The 18,859-nt window shown below is 44.6% G+C and carries 18 protein-coding genes; 4 read left to right on the top strand and 14 right to left on the bottom strand.

Going from position 1 to position 18,859, the window contains the following annotated elements; genetic code table 11:
- Positions 1–6: 6 nt before the first annotated feature.
- Together zapD and yacG are read left to right on the top strand one after the other, a co-directional pair.
- Positions 7–747: a cell division protein ZapD gene (gene zapD / locus R7Z49_RS12665; protein WP_005373086.1), complete on the top strand. Its 741-nt coding sequence runs from the start codon at positions 7–9 to the stop codon at positions 745–747.
- A 158-nt stretch (positions 748–905) separates the two neighbouring features.
- Positions 906–1,100, top strand: coding sequence for a DNA gyrase inhibitor YacG (gene yacG, locus R7Z49_RS12660; protein WP_017635922.1), 195 nt, complete (start codon positions 906–908; stop codon positions 1,098–1,100).
- A 483-nt stretch (positions 1,101–1,583) separates the two neighbouring features.
- Here the strand turns inward: yacG and rplS are convergent, their stop codons facing one another.
- The 5 genes from rplS to ffh form a co-directional block, all read right to left on the bottom strand.
- A complete protein-coding gene (gene rplS / locus R7Z49_RS12655) occupies positions 1,584–1,937 on the bottom strand; it encodes a 50S ribosomal protein L19 (protein WP_005379971.1) in 354 nt (117 codons plus the stop codon).
- A gap of 41 nt (positions 1,938–1,978) precedes the next feature.
- Positions 1,979–2,740 carry a tRNA (guanosine(37)-N1)-methyltransferase TrmD gene (gene trmD / locus R7Z49_RS12650; protein WP_064354293.1) on the bottom strand — a complete coding sequence of 254 codons (762 nt, stop codon included), beginning with the start codon at positions 2,738–2,740 and terminating at the stop codon, positions 1,979–1,981.
- Positions 2,741–2,767: 27 nt separating this feature from the next.
- Positions 2,768–3,316, bottom strand: a complete 549-nt coding sequence (gene rimM / locus R7Z49_RS12645; RefSeq protein ID WP_005379964.1) for a ribosome maturation factor RimM — start codon at positions 3,314–3,316, stop codon at positions 2,768–2,770.
- Between the two features lie 29 nt (positions 3,317–3,345).
- On the bottom strand, positions 3,346–3,594 hold the full coding sequence (gene rpsP / locus R7Z49_RS12640) for a 30S ribosomal protein S16 (RefSeq protein WP_005379962.1): 249 nt from the start codon (positions 3,592–3,594) through the stop codon (positions 3,346–3,348).
- Positions 3,595–3,803: 209 nt separating this feature from the next.
- Positions 3,804–5,186, bottom strand: a complete 1,383-nt coding sequence (gene ffh, locus R7Z49_RS12635) for a signal recognition particle protein (RefSeq protein WP_005385423.1) — start codon at positions 5,184–5,186, stop codon at positions 3,804–3,806.
- 224 nt (positions 5,187–5,410) lie between these two features.
- Here ffh and R7Z49_RS12630 point away from each other — a divergent pair, with 224 nt between their 5' ends.
- Entirely contained in the window at positions 5,411–6,205 is a 795-nt protein-coding gene (locus R7Z49_RS12630; protein ID WP_318111704.1) for an inner membrane protein YpjD, read from the top strand.
- A 124-nt stretch (positions 6,206–6,329) separates the two neighbouring features.
- Positions 6,330–7,610 (top strand): HlyC/CorC family transporter, encoded by a 1,281-nt coding sequence (locus R7Z49_RS12625; RefSeq protein ID WP_005379948.1) that lies wholly within the window; start codon positions 6,330–6,332, stop codon positions 7,608–7,610.
- A gap of 68 nt (positions 7,611–7,678) precedes the next feature.
- Here R7Z49_RS12625 and luxS read toward each other — a convergent pair whose 3' ends face one another.
- The 9 genes from luxS to R7Z49_RS12580 all read right to left on the bottom strand — a co-directional run bounded on the left by luxS (position 7,679) and on the right by R7Z49_RS12580 (position 18,231).
- Positions 7,679–8,197, bottom strand: coding sequence for an S-ribosylhomocysteine lyase (gene luxS / locus R7Z49_RS12620; protein ID WP_017820391.1), 519 nt, complete (start codon positions 8,195–8,197; stop codon positions 7,679–7,681).
- A gap of 84 nt (positions 8,198–8,281) precedes the next feature.
- Positions 8,282–8,887: a hypothetical protein gene (locus R7Z49_RS12615; protein WP_171343190.1), complete on the bottom strand. Its 606-nt coding sequence runs from the start codon at positions 8,885–8,887 to the stop codon at positions 8,282–8,284.
- Between the two features lie 23 nt (positions 8,888–8,910).
- Positions 8,911–10,479, bottom strand: coding sequence for a glutamate--cysteine ligase (gene gshA, locus R7Z49_RS12610; protein WP_064368762.1), 1,569 nt, complete (start codon positions 10,477–10,479; stop codon positions 8,911–8,913).
- A 156-nt stretch (positions 10,480–10,635) separates the two neighbouring features.
- On the bottom strand, positions 10,636–13,479 hold the full coding sequence (locus tag R7Z49_RS12605) for a M16 family metallopeptidase (protein WP_064368763.1): 2,844 nt from the start codon (positions 13,477–13,479) through the stop codon (positions 10,636–10,638).
- 9 nt (positions 13,480–13,488) lie between these two features.
- On the bottom strand, positions 13,489–13,950 hold the full coding sequence (locus R7Z49_RS12600; protein WP_318111703.1) for a YqaA family protein: 462 nt from the start codon (positions 13,948–13,950) through the stop codon (positions 13,489–13,491).
- On the bottom strand, positions 13,944–14,894 hold the full coding sequence (locus R7Z49_RS12595) for an NADP-dependent oxidoreductase (RefSeq protein WP_064368764.1): 951 nt from the start codon (positions 14,892–14,894) through the stop codon (positions 13,944–13,946). Before R7Z49_RS12595 ends, R7Z49_RS12600 begins: the two co-directional genes overlap by 7 nt.
- Positions 14,895–15,017: 123 nt before the next feature.
- Complete coding sequence (locus tag R7Z49_RS12590) at positions 15,018–16,148, bottom strand: sodium ion-translocating decarboxylase subunit beta (protein ID WP_064368765.1); 1,131 nt, start codon at positions 16,146–16,148, stop codon at positions 15,018–15,020.
- Positions 16,149–16,157: 9 nt separating this feature from the next.
- Complete coding sequence (gene oadA, locus R7Z49_RS12585; RefSeq protein ID WP_053306769.1) at positions 16,158–17,942, bottom strand: sodium-extruding oxaloacetate decarboxylase subunit alpha; 1,785 nt, start codon at positions 17,940–17,942, stop codon at positions 16,158–16,160.
- Positions 17,943–17,973: 31 nt separating this feature from the next.
- Positions 17,974–18,231: an oxaloacetate decarboxylase subunit gamma gene (locus R7Z49_RS12580; RefSeq protein WP_005379932.1), complete on the bottom strand. Its 258-nt coding sequence runs from the start codon at positions 18,229–18,231 to the stop codon at positions 17,974–17,976.
- Positions 18,232–18,859: the final 628 nt, after the last annotated feature.

The following is an 18,859-nucleotide window of genomic DNA, read 5'->3' as shown; positions in this document are numbered from 1 at the left end:
ATGTCGATGACCACGCACAAATTTGAACATCCGTTAAATGAGAAAACTCGTATTTATCTAAGAGTGGAGTCTCTGCTGCGTCAGGCTCACTTGGCCTCTGGGTTTAGCGAAAATCATCAGTATCAACTGTTTTTCCGTGCGTTATTCGATATGGTTGAGATCTTCGAACAAATCCAACTGAAAAGTGAACTGGCTAAAGATCTTGAGAAGCAACGGCTGTCGTACCGCCATTGGCTAAATGTTGATGGCGTCGATCAAGACGCATTAAATACCCTACTACAAGAGATAGATGTCGTTCATAGCCAACTAATGGGTGCAGAACGTTTTGGTCAAGCACTAAAAGAAGATCGCTTCCTAAGCTCTATCCGTCAACGCTTTAATCTACCGGGTGGTTCATGCTGTTTTGATCTGCCAGCATTACACTACTGGCTTCATCTACCTATTGAACGTAAAAAGCGTGATGCACAACAGTGGCAAGCAAGCTTAAAGCCCTTATCTGATGCGCTTTCGTTATGGTTAAAGCTCACTAGAGAGACCGGACATTTCAAAGCTCAAATCGGTCGTGCAGGTTTCTTCCAAAGTGACGCTGATGAAGCCAACATTCTAAGACTTCACATCCCAATGGAATATGGCGTGTATCCTATGATTTCAGGCCATAAAAACCGCTTTGCGATCAAGTTCATGTCGTTTGAAAACGGTCAAGCGTGCACACAAGATATTGAATTTGAACTTGCTGTGTGCAGCTAAGACGACACTCAGCCTCGCCTCCATAATCTAAAATTCAACGCTTTATTGCGCTTATATTTGATAAAATTTCGTAGCAGCAATAGCGCGTTGAATAAGCCATCTTTAATTCGTTTAGGTATACTACCCTTTAACACCAATTAGTAATGGGACGCTCAACTATGTCTAAAGTTACCATCGTTCAATGTCCACAATGTGGCGCCGACGTAGAATGGGGAGAACAAAGTCCTCATCGCCCTTTCTGCAGTAAACAATGCCAAATGATTGATTTTGGTGAATGGGCAGATGAAGAAAACACCATCCCAGGCGCACCCGATATGTCCGATAGTGATGGCTGGTCTGAAGACCAGTATTAAATTGAGACCTAGGGTAAAGGAATACCCTAGGTTCCTTCTTGGGGAACCTGAATCACGCTCCTTCGTCGCTGTCCAGAATGACGAATTTTAACCACGGTACTCTATAATCTTTGACCATCATTTCCTGTCATTCCGAGGAGCCATAGCGGCATCAGGAATCTACGCATAGCAAGGATGAAGCTAACAACGTAAACAATTGCATGCTAGACTAGTAGATTCTGAATCACGCTCCTTCGTCGCTGTCCAGAATGACGAATTTTAACCACGGTACTCTGTAATCTTTGACCATCATTTCCTGTCATTCCGAGGAGCCATAGCGACATCAGGAGTCTATTCACAACAAGACAGAGGCGTGGAGTGTACGTCAGTGCATGAGCATCGACAGTGCAGGTCGGGCGAAAAGAAACGAGCAAGCTAATTACACAAATAAAAAAACGGAGCCCTAAAAGGACTCCGTTTAAGATGAGAACGCTAGTTATAGCATTACTTCTTAGCAAGTTTCTCTTTGATACGAGCAGACTTACCAGAACGCTCACGTAGGTAGTACAACTTGGCACGACGTACTGCACCACGGCGTTTAACTTCGATGCTATCAACGATTGGAGAGTGTGTTTGGAACGTACGCTCAACACCTTCACCGTTAGAGATCTTACGTACAGTGAAAGCAGAGTGTAGACCACGGTTACGGATTGCGATTACAACGCCTTCGAAAGCCTGTAGACGCTCACGGTCACCTTCTTTTACCTTAACTTGAACTACAACAGTGTCACCTGGTGCAAATTTAGGTAGGTCTGATTTCATTTGCTCTTCTTCAAGAGCTTTGATGATGTTACTCATTTTTTAAATTCCTAGAATAAACTGATACTAAATAAATTAGGTTACTTTGCGTTATGTTCTTTAATGGCTTTATGCTCATTAACAAACTCAGCAAGTAATTGTTCCTGTTCGTCAGTCAGAGCTAGGTTTTCCAGGAGCTCTGGTCTTCTTAGCCAAGTACGGCCCAACGACTGCTTGAGTCGCCATTGACGAATGTCCTTGTGATTGCCTGACATCAGTACAGCTGGTACCTCTTTGTCATCCAATACTTCTGGACGCGTATAGTGAGGGCAATCTAACAAGCCATTTGCAAAAGAGTCTTCTTCTGCTGACGCGAAATCCCCTAGTACACCCGGAACAAACCGAGAGACAGAGTCGATTAACGTCATGGCTGGTATCTCACCACCCGTCATCACAAAATCACCAATCGACCATTCTTCGTCGACTTCAGATTGAATGATGCGCTCATCTACCCCTTCATAACGACCACAAATCAGAAGCAAGTTCTCATTCGTTGCCAGTTCTTCCACTCCTTTCTGGTCGAGCTTGCGACCTTGAGGAGAAAGGTAGATGACTTTCGTCTTGCCCGGTGATGTTGCTTTCGCGGTATGAATGGCATCGCGCAAAGGCTGAACCATCATTAACATACCAGGGCCACCACCGTAAGGTCGGTCATCGACTGTGCGATGTTTGTCGTGAGTGAAATCTCTAGGATTCCAAGTCTCAATCGACAAAAGACCTTTTTTAACCGCTTGACCTGTTACTCCAAAATCAGTAACAGAACGGAACATTTCTGGAAAAAGGCTAATAACGCCAACCCACATGTTTATCTCGCTCTGTAATTTTGGAGATTAGAATCCAGGATCCCAGTCAACTTCGATCCGTTGAGCTTCGCGATCAACATTAATGATCACTTGCTCTTCAAGGAACGGGATTAATCGTTCCTTCTGCCCGAAAGCATCTTTAAGATTTGCTTTAACAACCAGAACATCGTTTGAGCCAGTTTCTAGCATGTCAGTAACGACACCTAGATCGTAACCTTTAGTAGTTACAACTTGCATCCCAAACAATTCGCGCCAGTAGAACTCATCTTCTGACAATTCAGGAAGTACCGCAGGGTCAATAGCAATTTCAAAGTTCGTCATTAGATGCGCGTCTTCACGAACATCCATGCCTTCCAGCTTAGCCACCATACCTTTGTTATGGCGCTTCCAGCTTTCTACTTTGTACTCAACCCACTTGCCCTTTTGGTTAATGTACCAAGGGCTGTAATCGAAAATGCTTTCAGCATTGTCTGTGTAGGAAAAAACCTTAAGCCAACCACGAATGCCGTAAGTAGCACCAAACTTGCCTACAACAATCTTTTCGTTGCTCATTGTTTCTTTACCTTTCATCGACATAAACTAGTTTCTACTTTTCAAGTAAAAAATTAAGCCGCTTTTTGAGCGTCTTTAACTAGCTTAGCAACACGGTCAGATACTGACGCGCCTTGACCAACCCAGTGGTTAACGCGGTCTAGGTCTAGACGTAGACCTTCTTCTTGACCTTTAGCAGTTGGGTTGAAGAAACCAACTTTCTCGATGAAACGGCCAGTTGCAGCGTTGCGGCTGTCCGCTACTACGATTTGATAAAATGGACGCTTTTTAGCGCCGTGACGTGCCAAACGAATGGTTACCATGTCGTCCTCTTTGCTTTCTCAAAAATAAAATTAACCCCAAAAACCATTCAAGAAATTAAACAGTTTGGGGTCTCGTGCCAAAATAAAGCTCCGGAATTTTACTCTTCTCCCGGAGCAATGCAAGGAGTTTAGTTACTTTTTCACCAACATAAATTGAATTTAAAGTTTGTGACGTACCTAACACCCTGAATCTATGCGTGATCGATTAATTAACGACCAAATGGGTTGAAGCCACCGCCACCACCCATGCCGCCCATCATGCCTTGCATGTTGCGCATCATGCCTTTCATGCCACCTTTTTGCATCTTTTTCATCATTTTCTGCATTTGGGTGAACTGTTTTAGTAAGCGGTTTACATCTTGAACCTGCACACCAGAACCAGCCGCGATACGCTTCTTGCGCGAGCCCTTGATAATTTCTGGGCGTTGACGTTCTTTCATTGTCATGGAGCTGATGATCGCTTCCATCTGTTTGAACATCTTGTCATCGACTTTGTCTTTTACATTGTCTGGTAGCTGGGACATTCCTGGAAGCTTATCCATCATCCCCATCATGCCGCCCATGTTTTGCATCTGGCCTAGCTGTTCACGGAAATCTTCAAGGTCGAAACCTTTCTTCTCTTTGAACTTCTTCGCTAACTTTTCTGCCTTTTCTTGGTCAACGTTGCGTTGTAGGTCTTCAATCAAAGACAGAACGTCACCCATGCCAAGAATACGTGAAGCAACACGATCTGGGTGGAACGGTTCTAGCGCGTCAGTTTTTTCACCGACACCCAAGAATTTGATTGGTTTGCCCGTGACATGGCGTACTGAAAGTGCCGCACCACCACGAGCATCACCATCAACCTTAGTTAGAACTACACCGGTAAGAGGTAGCGCATCGCCAAAGGCTTTTGCTGTATTTGCTGCGTCTTGACCCGTCATGGCGTCAACAACAAATAGCGTTTCTACTGGGTTGATAGCTGCGTGAAGATCTTTGATCTCCCCCATCATCTCTTCATCAATTGCCAAACGACCTGCGGTATCGACAATAAGTACGTCGTAGAATTTTTTCTTCGCATGGTCAATCGCTGCATTGGCGATATCAATAGGCTTTTGGTCTGGTGATGATGGGAAGAAGTCAACACCGATGTCTGATGCCAGTGTTTCAAGCTGCTTGATTGCCGCAGGACGGTAAACGTCGGCAGACACAACCAAAACTTTCTTCTTGTCACGTTCTTTTAGAAGCTTAGATAACTTACCTACCGATGTGGTTTTACCCGCACCTTGTAGACCTGCCATAAGAAGCACAGCAGGTGGTTGAGCGGCAAGGTTTAGCGCCTCATTCGACTCACCCATTACGGCTTCAAGTTCTGTTTGAACGATCTTGATAAATTCCTGACCTGGAGTCAGAGATTTAGAAACTTCTACGCCCACCGCTTTTTCTTTAACGCGGTTCACAAATTCACGAACGACCGGAAGCGCAACGTCAGCTTCAAGTAGAGCCATTCGGACTTCACGTAGGGTTTCTTTAATGTTGTCTTCGGTCAGACGACCTTTGCCACTGATATTTTTCAGCGTTTTGGATAATCGATCCGTTAAATTCTCAAACATCTTTGTCTCTTCGCTAAAATGGCGATTAATTAGTGTGAGTATACATTAGCCAAGGTCTGAGTCATACCCGTACCGCTGTCCTATTCTTGTCTCTATTTATATATGGTGCGGTAACTTATTAATTTCAATATCTCATCTCTCACGATTGATGTCGGATATAACGTAGCCCCAAAGTGTAATGCAAGGTATAATTTCTCCATCGTGCACAATAATATTTAGGATTCATGGATAGCTTAATAGCCATCGCGGCCGCCATACTTTATGTCTTGGCGATTGCGACCATCATACCCGGACTCTCACAACAGTCAGGAATCAAAGCAAAAACAGTGTTTGCTAGTGCTGCCTGTGCGCTTGTTTTTCATGCGTGGATTTTGAGTGATCTGATTTTTGATGGTTCAGGTCAAAACCTGAGTATTCTCAACGTGGCTTCTTTGATCAGTTTTATTATTTCTCTGGTCATGAGCCTTGCTATGTTGAAAAACCGACTGTGGTTTTTATTGCCTGTCGTTTATAGCTTTGCTACCATCAATTTATCTGCTGCCACATTTTTGCCAAGCACGTTTATAAAGCACCTAGAGAATGACCCTAAGCTACTCATTCATATTTCATTTGCGCTCTTCTCATACGCGACTTTAACTATCGGGGCACTCTATGCGCTTCAGTTGGCTTGGCTGGATCACAAACTGAAAGCAAAAAAATCTTTGGCGATTAACCCAAACCTGCCGCCTCTATTAATGGTGGAGCGTCAACTCTTCAAAATTATTTTGATCGGTAACTTATTGTTAACTGCCACGCTCATTACTGGCTTTGTCTTTGTGCAGGATATGTTTGCCCAAGGTAAGGCACATAAGGGCATTCTTTCTTTCATCGCTTGGGTGGTGTACTCAATACTACTTTGGGGTCACTATCAAAAAGGCTGGCGTGGTAGAAAAGTCACATGGTTCGCTGTTGCAGGAGCAACACTGTTGACTCTGGCATATTTTGGCAGTCGCTTTGTAAAAGAAATCATCTTGAATTAAGGAGCTCTAGGGCTCCTATCCTTTATATTTTAGGCTAGATAAAATACAGTACGCCTTAACTCTTTGACTTAACGGACTTACTCAACCGTTATATAACCCAATACTTACAAGGAACAGCAACGTTTTGGACGACATCTCTACGGGTATCTTGTTTGCGCTACTCGCGTGTCTTATCGTCATATCAGGTTACTTTTCCGGTTCAGAAACAGGGATGATGTCTCTGAATCGTTATCGCTTAAAACACTTAGCCAAAAACGGGCATAAGGGTGCTAAGCGAGTCGAAAGACTATTAGACCGTCCAGATCGTTTGATTGGTCTTATTCTTATCGGCAACAACCTCGTTAATATTCTCGCGTCTGCTATCGCGACCATTATTGGTATGCGTTTGTATGGTGATTTAGGTGTCGCTATCGCAACCGGTGCACTAACTATGGTTGTATTGGTTTTTGCCGAGGTTACCCCTAAAACAATTGCAGCGCTTTACCCTGAACGTGTGTCCTACGCGAGCAGTATATTATTGACCATACTGATGAAGTTACTGTCGCCTTTAGTGATGCTTGTTAACTTTATTACGAATGGCTTTATCCGCTTACTTGGTGTAAGAGCGGATCACTCAGCAGAAGATCATCTTAGCTCCGATGAGCTGCGTACGGTGGTAAATGAAGCTGGCGGTTTGATCCCTCGCCGACACCAAGACATGCTAGTGTCTATTTTAGATCTTGAGCACGTCACCGTGAACGACATTATGGTCCCACGCAATGAAATTACCGGTATTGATATTAACGACGACTGGAAATCCATTGTTCGCCAGCTAACACACTCACCACATGGACGCATAGTTTTCTATCGTGACCAAATTGATGAAGTGGTTGGCATGCTGCGCTTGCGTGAAGCTTATCGTCTGATGTTGGAAAAGAACGAATTCAACAAAGAAACGCTATTACGTGCTGCTGATGAGGTCTATTACATCCCAGAAGGCACACCACTGAACGTGCAAATGTTAAAATTCCAACGTAACAAGCAACGTATCGGTCTGATCGTGGATGAGTACGGTGATATCATCGGTCTAATTACTCTTGAAGATATTCTGGAAGAGATCATTGGTGAGTTCACGACGTCAATTTCTCCAAGCCTCTCTGATGAGATCAGTCCTCAAGGTGACGGAAGCTTCCTTATTGAAGGCAGCACCAATATTCGAGATATTAACAAAGGCCTGAAATGGGATTTACCAACGGATGGCCCAAGAACGTTAAACGGCCTTATTTTGGAGCACCTGGAAGATATTCCAGAGAGCCATTTAAGCGTGAGAGTGGCTGGTCATCCAATGGAGCTTGTTGAGATTGAAGAAAACCGCATCAAGCTCGTTCGTGTTTATCCGAAGAAGAAAAAATCGACATCCAAATAACCAAAAGAAAAGCCTGACTCATGTCAGGCTTTTTTACTTATTGGGGCAATATGCTTCTTAATGAGCACCTAGTCGATGCGCAACTCTTTTAACATCGACTCAGGCAAAGCAAGTTCATCATTTTTGTTCACCGAAACACCAGCATCCAAAATGTTCTTTGCGATCTGTTGTGCTTCTTTTAAAGAGTGCATTGCTGCCGTGCCGCATTGGTATTCGTTAAGTTCAGGGATCTTATTCTGACTTTCTACCTTCAGCACATCTTCCATTGCTGCAATCCAAGCATCTGCGACTTGCTGCTCTGATGGTGTGCCAATCAGGCTCATGTAAAAACCTGTGCGGCAACCCATAGGCGAAATATCGATGATCTCAACAGAATCACCGTTTAGGTGATTACGCATAAAGCCTGCATAAAGGTGCTCTAGGGTGTGAATACCTTTTTCAGAAAGAATGTCTTTGTTTGGCGCAGTAAAGCGTAAGTCGAAAACAGTAATCGTATCCCCTTTTGGGGTCTGCATGGTTTTCGCCACTCGTACAGCGGGTGCATTCATACGAGTGTGGTCCACGGTAAAACTATCGAGTAAAGGCATTACATCTCTCCTGATTGTAACTCCAGTACCTTTCGGTAATGGATAAATGTCATTCATCCCTACAGCACATGAACTGACTGTGGGCTAAAAGAACCAGCTGCTGTTGTCTTCTAATTCCTGACGACATTGCTTCAGCTGCCAGCCATAAGTTTTCGCTGTTTGTTCAACACGTCGAGCGACTTTGATTAAACTAGGCTTTCGATTATAAGTACCTCGCTTATACCCACCTCGCCCTTCATGATAAGCCAGATACTGGTTATAGGGATCCCATAATGAAATCCCTAGCTGACGCCGTGTTTCATGAGTATACCAACCGACAAACATCATAGAATCATCGAAGTTGGTACGAGAGCCACCCTGACCTGTGGCATCTTGGAAGTCTTCCCAAGCAGGGTCTTGAGCTTGAGCGTAACCATACGCACTGCTGACTCGTCCCCAAGGAATAAACCCTAGCAAATAATCTTTAGGTGGTTTTGCATCGTGCCGAAAGCTGCTTTCTTGTTTAATGATGGCCATAGCGACATGAATAGGGGTCCCCCATTCATCTTCCATATCTTTGGCATCATCGTACCAACCGGATTTCTCTCGGAATATCTCGCATAAGTTATTCTGCTGCTTTGGCGGTGCCGTAGCACAACCTGCAAGTAACACACTTCCAAGTACCGCTACTACTAACGACTTAATGTTCAACCCCACCAATCCTTAGTTAGTCATTACTGCTTCAGGTAAGCAAAGTAATCTTCCAAAAAATCATCAAAAGAAAGCATGTCACTCTGCTCTGCTTGCTTTTGTTTTTCCACGGACGACGCAACTTCCGTTTCCATCGTATCTTGTGAATAGTACTGATAACCGTGAGCTAGGTTTTCATCACGGTACTTCATACCAAGAGTACAACCGACTTTACCTAGCCCACCCAGCTCTTTCGTTAGCTCTAATAGTTGACCAGAGATCGTTAGTTCTGGGTTATCAATCCATGTCTCGAGTTGATTACACACATCTTGGTATGCACTGCCACCAGCGGTCATATCCATTTGCTGTGCTATTTGACGTAACTCGACGAAAACTCGGTGTGCCCAATCTTGTAGAGATAGACGCTCACCTTGGCAACCAATTTGCAGCATTAGACCTTTTTCACGGCCTGAAACAATGACTTTATTCCAGTTATCGCGCCAACACTCTAATTCACAGTTATCCATAGGGTCTGAGTCTGACAAGGCCGCCCAGGTAAGGAAGAGATCCAAGAATCGTACTTGCTCTTCATTTAAGCCCACTGCGCTGAATGGGTTAACATCTAGAGAACGAACTTCAATGTATTCGACACCACCGCGTCGTAACGCATCTGAAGGCTTCTCACCACTTTTCGATACACGTTTTGGACGAATCGGAGCGTACAGTTCATTCTCAATTTGTAAGATATTGGAATTAAGCTGGCGGTATTCACCATCCACTTTTACCCCAATTTTCGCAAACTCTTCTGATGGGTGGCGAATCGCATCACTCAAACCATCGAGGTATTGGTCAATGCTGTTAAAACCAATTTTCAGCACACTTTGAGCACTATTGGTATAGCCAAGATCGCTCAAACGCAAAGACGTCGACTTCGGCAAATATAATGTCCCGCCAATCTTCTCGAATGGCAGATCGGTTTCACGACCTTGAATAAAAGAGCCACATAACGCTGGTGATGCACCAAAGAAGTAGGGAATCATCCAGCCAAAGCGGTAGTAATTACGGATCAACGCAAAGTACGCATCAGACTTAGCATCTTGGCGGGCTTGTTCATCTTGCTCGCCATAGAGCGCATCCCAAAATGTTTCAGGAAACGAGAAGTTAAAATGGACACCTGAAATAATTTGCATCAGGCTGCCATAGCGACGCTTTAGGCCTTCTCGGTACAGCGTTTTCATTTTCGCTGCATTCGAAGAGCCATACTGGGCTAACTGAATATCATCCTCTGAGCCTACGTAGCAAGGCATTGATAGTGGCCACATTTTCTCTTCACCCATTTTGGTTTGAGTGAAATGATGGATATCTTTCAGCTGTGCCATCAGTTCTGGAATTTCATGTGACACAGGCGTAATGAACTCTAACAATGATTCCGAAAAATCCGTTGTGATCCATTGATTTGTGAACGCAGAGCCTAACCCTTCAGGATGAGGAGTTGTAGCTAGATGTCCATCCTGACGATAGCGCAAAGTTTCTCGCTCAACACCGCGTCCAAACTGCTTAAATACTTCGGGGTTTGATGCAACTTTTTTTAGTCGCGCAGCAAAATCAGTCAAAATGAGGTTCGCTTATATTGGGAGCAGGACACTTGTTACATAACACAAGTGTAAGCTAAGTTATTGATAGTTAATGCATCTAGATAAATAACCCACGAAAAGTTGCTTATCTAGATGAATAGCGGAGAAACGTTTCTCCGCTATTAAATGTGTACTCTATCGAATGATTTCAAGCTCTTCTACGTCTTTCCCCAACTTTTCTAATTGAGGACGCAACGATTTAGCATCACCAACGACGATAATTTGATAGTCATTTGGATCAAACCATTTCTGAGCCAGCGCATTCAACGTCTGCTTATCGACTTTTTCTACGATAGCGTTTCTTTGCTGCAAGTAATCATGATCGAGGTTGTACTTAAGAATATCACTGATGAGCTCCGCTTTTTGTGTTGGCGTTTCATATTTCAGTGCATCTTTTTGACCGACCGCTTGACGCATAAATTTCATCTCTTCATCAGTAATACCTGACTGCGAGTATTCATTTAGCTCATTTTCCATCTCAATGATCGAAGCAACCGTTGCATCCGCTCGTACTTGCGCGGTGAAAACCACCGAGCCTGTTTCTGGATTACCAGAGAAATATCCGTAAGCACCGTATGTGTAACCCTTGTCTTCACGTAGATTTTGGTTAATGCGGCTATTGAAGTTCCCAGCTAAGTTGAAGTTTGCCAGTTGGCTTAGGTAAAAATCGCCCGTTGCGTCGTAAGGCATACCTTGACGAACCATCATGACCACACTTTGCGGCGCTCCTGGTTTATCAACAAGATGGATCTTTTGCTCACCTAATGCAGCAATGCTTTGCGGTGCATACAATGGCGCAGCTTCATCTTGCCAGTTTTTCCAGAACGTCAGTTGCTGCTCAATTTCCTGTTGATCAATGTCACCAACAACGACGATTTGCGCACTTTGTGGCGTGTAATGCTTCGAGTAGAATTCACGGACATCATCCAACGTTAATGCACTGACACCTGCTTGCGTGCCGTCTTTTGGTCGAGCAAAAACCGAATCCCCATAGAGCACCTGGCGACTCGCTTGTGACGCCATCCAACTTGGATTTTGGTGCTCATATACCAGGCCTTCTAGCGCTTGCATTTTTACACGCTCGAAATCATCTTGATTAAATGCAGGAGACAACAACATCTCTTCGACAATTTTTAACGTCGGCTCTAAGTTCTTTTCTAGAGCAGAAACACTGATGTTTGTTGTATAACCTGTGGCATTAACAGAGATAACACTACCCAGTTTATCAAGCTCAGCTTGAATCTCTTCGACACTGCGTTTCGTTGTACCTTCTTGCAACATCGCAGCGGTCAATTGGGCAAGACCTTCTTTACCCTTTTCAACAAAACGTGTCCCTGCAGGTAGACTAAATTGCATCATCACCGTCGGCGTTTCATCGCTAACTGCACCAAGCAGCTCTGAGCCATTCTTGAAATGTAACTCGTACAGCTCTGGCATCGTCGCTTTCACTGGTTCTCCTACTGGCGGTTGCACTGAGCGATCGAAGTTATCGGTCGCACGACGATACGCCAATTGGTCATCGGAAATCTTCTCATATTCTGGCAGCGTACGCTTTGGTGTCACAAAGGTCGCAGGTTTTACGACAAGGTCTGTTTTTCCTTTTGGGACCACGCTTAGGGTCACTTTGTTCTTACCTTGGATAAAGTCCGTATACGCTTTTTCTACCGAAGTCGGCGTAACTGCACGGATTTGTTCAAGCTGTTGCTCAAGACGATCAGGATCGCCGAAAAATGTCTCGTTGGAAGCCAACTGAGTCACTTTACCTTTAACGCTTTCTAGCGCAAAAATAGCATCCGCTTCCGCTTTACCCTTCAACTGCTCAAGGCGATCCTCTGTCACGCCTTTTTCCGCAAACTGATTTAGTGATTGTAAAAGCTCGTCGTACAGTTTTGATAGGTCGCCTTTGTCTCCAGAATCACCCATTGCGTAAACGAAAAAGTTACACGCCAGTTCAGCACAGTCATGGAATGAACCAGCATCGACCGCTTTTTGAGTCTTCACTAGGTCTTGATAGAGCACGCTGTTGGTACCGCCACCCAATACTTCTGATAATGTATCGAGAGACGCTTGGCTTTCTTCGCCGTTGTAGGTTGTTGGCCACGCGATCATCACCATAGGTTGTTGAATACGATCTTCTAGAGTGATGTATTTGTCTTCTTGCAGTTTTGCAGGTTGTTTCGGCGCATTTTCAACCTCAGGACCACGAGGAATCGAACCGAAGTACTTATTTACCCACTCTAGAGTTTGTTCAACGTCTAAGTCACCACCGATCGTGATAGTCGCATTGTTTGGGCCATACCAACGCAAGAAAAACGCTTTGAGATCGTTCACATCAACACGATCAAGATCTTCAACATAACCAATGGTTTGCCACGAATACGGATGACCTTCAGGATATAGCGCTTCGGACATGCGCTCCCAAATTAAGCCATAAGGGCGATTATCGTAACGCTGAGCTCGCTCATTTTTTACAGTAGAACGCTGAATTTCAAATTTGCGTTGAGAAACCGCATCCAACAAAAAGCCCATACGGTCAGACTCTAACCACAGCATTTTCTCGAGCTGGTTAGCAGGGACAGTTTCAAAGTAGTTAGTACGATCGCGGTTTGTTGTACCATTTAACGTGCCGCCAGCCTCTGTGATGATCCTGAAGTGCTCTTGGTCACCAACGTTCTCTGAACCTTGGAACATCATGTGCTCAAAGAAATGCGCAAAACCAGACTTACCCACTTCTTCACGAGCTGAACCAACATGGTAAGTCACATCCACATGGACCAATGGGTCAGAATCTTCAGGAGCTAAGATCACCGTTAAACCATTATCGAGTTTATACTTTTGGTATGGAATCTTAACTTTTCCTTCTTCAGCTTTCGATGACTCAACGAAAGTTACCCCTTTCGGCAGTGATGAAACTGGCGTATTTGATGCACAGCCCGTGATCACCAACAGTGAACACGCGCCAACCCAAAACATCTTCATGTACTTTCCTTAAAATAATCCGAGATAGATGGCCGCAAGTAAGCTATACCTAGCAGCCTTTCCTAAAAATATTAAAATCACGCAAGGCAGAAACTTCATTCTTAGCCACCCTGCGGCTAAACACAGCGGGTCTCCTATTACAGGTAACCAGCTAAAAAATAATCCCCAATAGCCATACTTAGAGAGCCACTTTAATGCGGTATGACCGTGCTTTTCGTCTTGTGCTTTGTTGGGAATCCACAAGCCAAGCCAATAATTTGTTAAGCCACCAAGCGTATTACCGATAGTAGCGACCATAACAATTGAAGAAACGGAGTATTGATTTAATGAGAGAGTGGCAACTAAGCCCGCCTCAGAACCACCAGGCAACAACGTGGCACTGAGAAAACCGGTCATGAAAAGCACCCATAATGCTGAATCTGAAAACCAAAGCGCTAAACTTTCAAAACTCGTGTTAAATGCTTCTAGCATGTCATATCAAGCAACACCTTGCCTCTGGTTCTTCCTGATTCGACCTGCTGGTGAGCACCAATGACATCACTCATAGGATAAACCTGTTGAATTTCAGTCTTCAGTAAGCCAACGCCGACCATGTACAACAAGGTATCTAACTGCGCAGGGTCTGGTTCAACCAACATGCCACTAGCCTCAAAGCCTAGGAGTTTGGCTTTTTCACAAATCAGCTCAGCAGTTATGGTTGGAACGGTGATGACTCTCGCATTGTCTTTCAGGCATTTAAGCGCATCTAACGCAGCATCTCCGCCTACTAAATCAATCAAAACATCAACATCTTCAACACGTTCTGACACTGGTGCAAATTGATAGTTCACTGCATGAGCACCGAGCGTCGCAAGGTAGTCTAGATTTCGTTCACTGCAGGTTGTAAAGACTTCCGCTTTCGTCGCGATCGCAATTTGTACCGCGAGGTGTCCAACACCACCGGCTCCAGCAAGGATAAGTACGCGATCGTTTTCAGTCACATTAGCCTTACTGAGAGCTTGTGCCGCAGTTTGTCCCGCCAGCGGTAATGCAGCAGCTGCCTCCAAAGTGACAGAGCTAGGAACATGACTTAACTCTGTTTCTGGAACACATATGTATTGGCTGTAACCACCGCCTCGAACTGGGAAACCAATAAATCCAGCCACCTCATCACCTTCATTAAAACGTGATGCCCCCTCTCCACAAGACATCACTTTTCCTGAGATGTCGTAACCTGGCACCCAAGGTAAATTATCCTTATTCTGCGCTGCTGCCCAACCGAGCCCAGCTCGAGTTTTGACATCAATAGGATTTACGCCTGAAAAAGCGACTTTTACTAAGACTTCACCAGGCTGTGGTGATGGTGTAGAAGCATGTTGAATCGCGAGTACGTTGGCATCACCAAACTCAGTGGTAACGATCTGTTTGTGTTCCATAAACCATTCCCTGCAAGAAAACAAAAAGGGATGCGAAAGCATCCCTTTGACTATAAACCATTTTGTTAACCTAAGTTAATCGTGATTTTGTAAATTGGTTGATCATTCCATTTTCAATAATGTCTAACCAACAAGTGCTAACAATATACCAGCCGCAACGGCTGAACCCAGCACACCAGCAACGTTTGGTCCCATCGCATGCATTAACAAAAAGTTTTGCGGGTTAGCTTGTAAACCAACTTTGTTTACGACTCGCGCGGCCATTGGTACCGCAGAAACGCCAGCCGCACCAATAAGTGGGTTGATGTCTTCTTTCGAGAACTTGTTAAGCAGTTTCGCCATCAGGACGCCCGCACCAGTACCGATACTAAATGCAATTGCGCCTAACCCCAAGATACCTAACGTTTCTAGGTTCAAGAACTGCTCAGCTTGCAGCTTAGAACCAACACCAAGACCTAAAAAGATAGTCACTATGTTGATCAATTCATTTTGAGCAGTTTTCGATAAACGATCGACCACACCAGCTTCACGCATCAAGTTACCCAAACAGAACATACCAACCAATGGCGTAGCTGAAGGTAAGAACAGAATCGTCATCAGTAATACAGCAAGCGGGAAGATGACTTTCTCCCATTTACCAACATGACGAAGCTGAGCCATCTTGATTTGACGCTCTTCCTTGGTTGTCAGTGCTTTCATGATTGGTGGCTGGATGATCGGCACCAATGCCATATAGCTGTATGCCGCGACTGCAATCGCACCTAGCAGATCTGGAGAGAGCTTACTCGCTAAGAAAATCGCTGTTGGCCCATCAGCACCACCGATGATCGCGATAGACGAAGCATCTGCCATGGAGAACTCCATGCCAGGTACATAGTTGAGCAAAATAGCGCCAAACAGTGTTGCAAAAATACCAAACTGCGCAGCCGCACCTAACCACAACGTTTTTGGGTTTGCGATCAAAGCACCAAAGTCAGTCATCGCGCCCACACCCATGAAGATCAATAGCGGGAACACACCCGATTCAATCCCAATGTAGTAAACGTAGTAGAGCAAGCCACCAGGCTCAGTAAAGCCAGCATTTGGAATATTCGCCAAAATAGCACCGAAACCAATCGGCAATAACAGTAAAGGTTCAAATCCTTTTTTAATTGCCAAAAACAGCAAAGTACAACCAACCAGCATCATACAGATTTGGCCGAACTCGAAGTTAGCGATCCCTGTTTCTGCCCAAAGGGTTAACAATCCGTCCATGATACTCCCTTACGCCAGGCTCAACAGAGGCGCACCTACTGTGACAGCATCGCCTTCTTTAACGTTCAGCTCTTGAACCACACCACCACGCGCCGCTCGTACTTCAGTTTCCATTTTCATCGCTTCAAGGATGAGCAATACATCGCCTTCAGCTACCTCAGCACCAGGCTGAACATTCACTTTGAAGATGTTACCTGCAAGAGGAGCAGGCACCGCTTCAGCTGAAGCATTAGAAGGTGTGCTAGGTGTAGCCGATTTTGCCGGTGCATTAGAAGGAGCAACAGATGTCAGTTCACCTTGAGGGCCAACTTCCACCTCATACACCTGTCCGTCAACACGTACACTATAAGTTTCTACACCACCAGTTGCTGGTTGAGCTACAGGTACAGCAGGCTTCGCAGCTTCTAGCGTTGGTGCTGGCTCAAATGCTTCTGGGTTTTCACGATTCTTAAGGAACTTAAGTCCAACTTGAGGGAAAAGTGCATAAGTGAGTACGTCATCAACACGCTCACTTGCTAGCTTAATGCCTTCTGATTTCGCTTTCTCCATCAGATCAACCGTAAGCGTCTCCATTTCAGGCTCAAGTAAATCGGCAGGACGACAGGTAATTGGCTCTTTACCATCAAGCACTTTCGCTTGCAGTTCTGCATTTAACTCCGCTGGCGCTTGACCGTACTCACCTTTCAATAGGCCAGCGGTTTCCTTGGTAATACTCTTATAGCGCTCGCCAGTAAGAACGTTAATCACCGCTTGCGTACCGACGATCTGTGAAGTTGGAGTCACCAATGGAATGAAACCAAGATCTTCACGTACACGAGGGATCTCTTCTAATACTTCATCAATGCGATCCGCAGCGCCCTGCTCTTTCAACTGGCCTTCCATATTGGTCAACATACCACCAGGCACTTGAGCAATCAGGATGCGTGAATCGACTCCTTTTAACTGGCCTTCCCACTTCGCATACTTCTTACGTACCTCACGGAAATATGCGGCGATAGGTTCCAGTTGCTCGAGTTTCAAATTGGTATCTCGCTCGGTGCCTTCTAGCATAGCGACTACCGTTTCAGTCGGTGTATGACCGTAAGTACAACTCATTGAAGAAATCGCAGTATCGAGAATATCAATACCGGCTTCTACTGCTTTTACCGCTGTTGCTGTAGACAGCCCCGTTGTTGCATGACAATGAAGTGCCAATGGCACATCACAAGACGCTTTGATACGCGTGATAAGCTCTTCCGCTTCATAAGGCTTAAGTAAGCCAGACATATCTTTAATACACAGCGAATGACAACCTAAATCCTCTAGGCGTTTTGCCAAGTCAACCCAAGTGTCTGCGTTATGCACTGGGCTCGTAGTGTAAGACAACGTACCTTGAGCATGCGCACCAACATCAACCGTTGCTTTAACGGCTTTCTGGAAGTTTCGCACGTCATTCATTGCATCAAAAATACGGAATACATCCATGCCGTTAGCATGCGCGCGTTCAACAAACTTCTCTACTACGTCGTCGGCATAATGGCGGTATCCTAAAAGGTTTTGACCACGCAGTAGCATTTGCATTGGTGTATTAGGCATCGCTTTTTTTAGTTCACGTAAACGCTCCCAAGGGTCTTCCCCTAAGAATCGAATACAAGAATCAAATGTTGCACCACCCCAAGTCTCTAGAGACCAGTAACCAACCTTATCCAACTCAGCTGCGATAGGCAGCATATCCTCAATACGCATACGCGTAGCAAATAGTGATTGATGGGCATCACGAAGGACCACATCAGTAATAGCTAGTGGTTTAGACATGCTCTTAAACTCCTTTTTAATCCTAGTTCGGCTACTTCGCGAATGAGGCGCGATGTTTATGAATCGCAGCCGAGATCGCCGCCACTACTTGTGGACTAACAGCTGAAGAGGTTGATTGAATATTAGTGTTTGTTTTTGGTGCTGCGATCGGCTCTGGTACTTCTTCTGGTACCAATTTCGACATTAACCGAACGAGATAAACAAGAATAGTGAGGAAAATAAATACGACCGCCATCCCCGTTAGCATCAGGGTGGCCGCATCTACTAGCAGGCTTCCTATATTAGTCATGTTGCTTCCTTTCTTTGTCATCCTGACAACGTGCAGGACTTTAATAGTGTCAAATCCCGACCCATGGATTATCTCGATTGGTTAAATTTTGTCAATTTTGTTTAAGGAAGGTTTGTAGTAATCCTGATAAATGATTATTTATTCACTACCCAGATCACAGTTCATGACAAAATAATCACTTCAAATCGCTACCACCTTATGAACAGAGTAAAGGAGGACATAAATAAAAACTGCGATTTAGATTTCAAAATCAAATCGGTACTCACGCAGTAAAAACCAACAAAAACAAAAAGATGAATAAAACTAACAATTAATAAACAAATAACAAACAAAGTAACTACATAAGAGTAATTGAAATGAAAAATGGAAGTCAGTGTATAGGAGGGATAATCAGGATGATTTCACACGATGCGACAGAAGCTTGATAGCAAATTGCTTAGATACGCACATATTCGCTTTTAAAAAAGAGGAACATAGGCTCTAGTGATCCTACGCCATATTTCAGATGTCTAGATACAAAAAAGCCTCGCAATTGCGAGGCTGTTTCAATGAGTGGCGCGTCCTGGAGGATTCGAACCTCCGACCGCCTGGTTCGTAGCCAGGTACTCTATCCAGCTGAGCTAAGGAC

Source organism: Vibrio sp. 1562, assembly GCF_033340155.1.
GTDB lineage: Bacteria > Pseudomonadota > Gammaproteobacteria > Enterobacterales > Vibrionaceae > Vibrio > Vibrio alginolyticus.
The sequence above is the reverse complement of the archived record's forward strand: the minus strand, read 5'-3'. Positions and strand labels throughout refer to the sequence as shown.

What these genes read in the sequence shown, in the direction of transcription:
- zapD (WP_005373086.1), top strand. Translation starts at nt 7, where the DNA reads ATGACCACGCACAAATTTGAACATCCGTTAAATGAGAAAACTCGTATT.
- yacG (WP_017635922.1), top strand. Translation starts at nt 906, where the DNA reads ATGTCTAAAGTTACCATCGTTCAATGTCCACAATGTGGCGCCGACGTA.
- rplS (WP_005379971.1), bottom strand. Translation starts at nt 1,937, where the DNA reads ATGAGTAACATCATCAAAGCTCTTGAAGAAGAGCAAATGAAATCAGAC.
- trmD (WP_064354293.1), bottom strand. Translation starts at nt 2,740, where the DNA reads ATGTGGGTTGGCGTTATTAGCCTTTTTCCAGAAATGTTCCGTTCTGTT.
- rimM (WP_005379964.1), bottom strand. Translation starts at nt 3,316, where the DNA reads ATGTCGATGAAAGGTAAAGAAACAATGAGCAACGAAAAGATTGTTGTA.
- rpsP (WP_005379962.1), bottom strand. Translation starts at nt 3,594, where the DNA reads ATGGTAACCATTCGTTTGGCACGTCACGGCGCTAAAAAGCGTCCATTT.
- ffh (WP_005385423.1), bottom strand. Translation starts at nt 5,186, where the DNA reads ATGTTTGAGAATTTAACGGATCGATTATCCAAAACGCTGAAAAATATC.
- R7Z49_RS12630 (WP_318111704.1), top strand. Translation starts at nt 5,411, where the DNA reads ATGGATAGCTTAATAGCCATCGCGGCCGCCATACTTTATGTCTTGGCG.
- luxS (WP_017820391.1), bottom strand. Translation starts at nt 8,197, where the DNA reads ATGCCTTTACTCGATAGTTTTACCGTGGACCACACTCGTATGAATGCA.
- R7Z49_RS12605 (WP_064368763.1), bottom strand. Translation starts at nt 13,479, where the DNA reads ATGAAGATGTTTTGGGTTGGCGCGTGTTCACTGTTGGTGATCACGGGC.
- R7Z49_RS12600 (WP_318111703.1), bottom strand. Translation starts at nt 13,950, where the DNA reads ATGCTAGAAGCATTTAACACGAGTTTTGAAAGTTTAGCGCTTTGGTTT.
- R7Z49_RS12595 (WP_064368764.1), bottom strand. Translation starts at nt 14,894, where the DNA reads ATGGAACACAAACAGATCGTTACCACTGAGTTTGGTGATGCCAACGTA.
- R7Z49_RS12590 (WP_064368765.1), bottom strand. Translation starts at nt 16,148, where the DNA reads ATGGACGGATTGTTAACCCTTTGGGCAGAAACAGGGATCGCTAACTTC.
- oadA (WP_053306769.1), bottom strand. Translation starts at nt 17,942, where the DNA reads ATGTCTAAACCACTAGCTATTACTGATGTGGTCCTTCGTGATGCCCAT.
- R7Z49_RS12580 (WP_005379932.1), bottom strand. Translation starts at nt 18,231, where the DNA reads ATGACTAATATAGGAAGCCTGCTAGTAGATGCGGCCACCCTGATGCTA.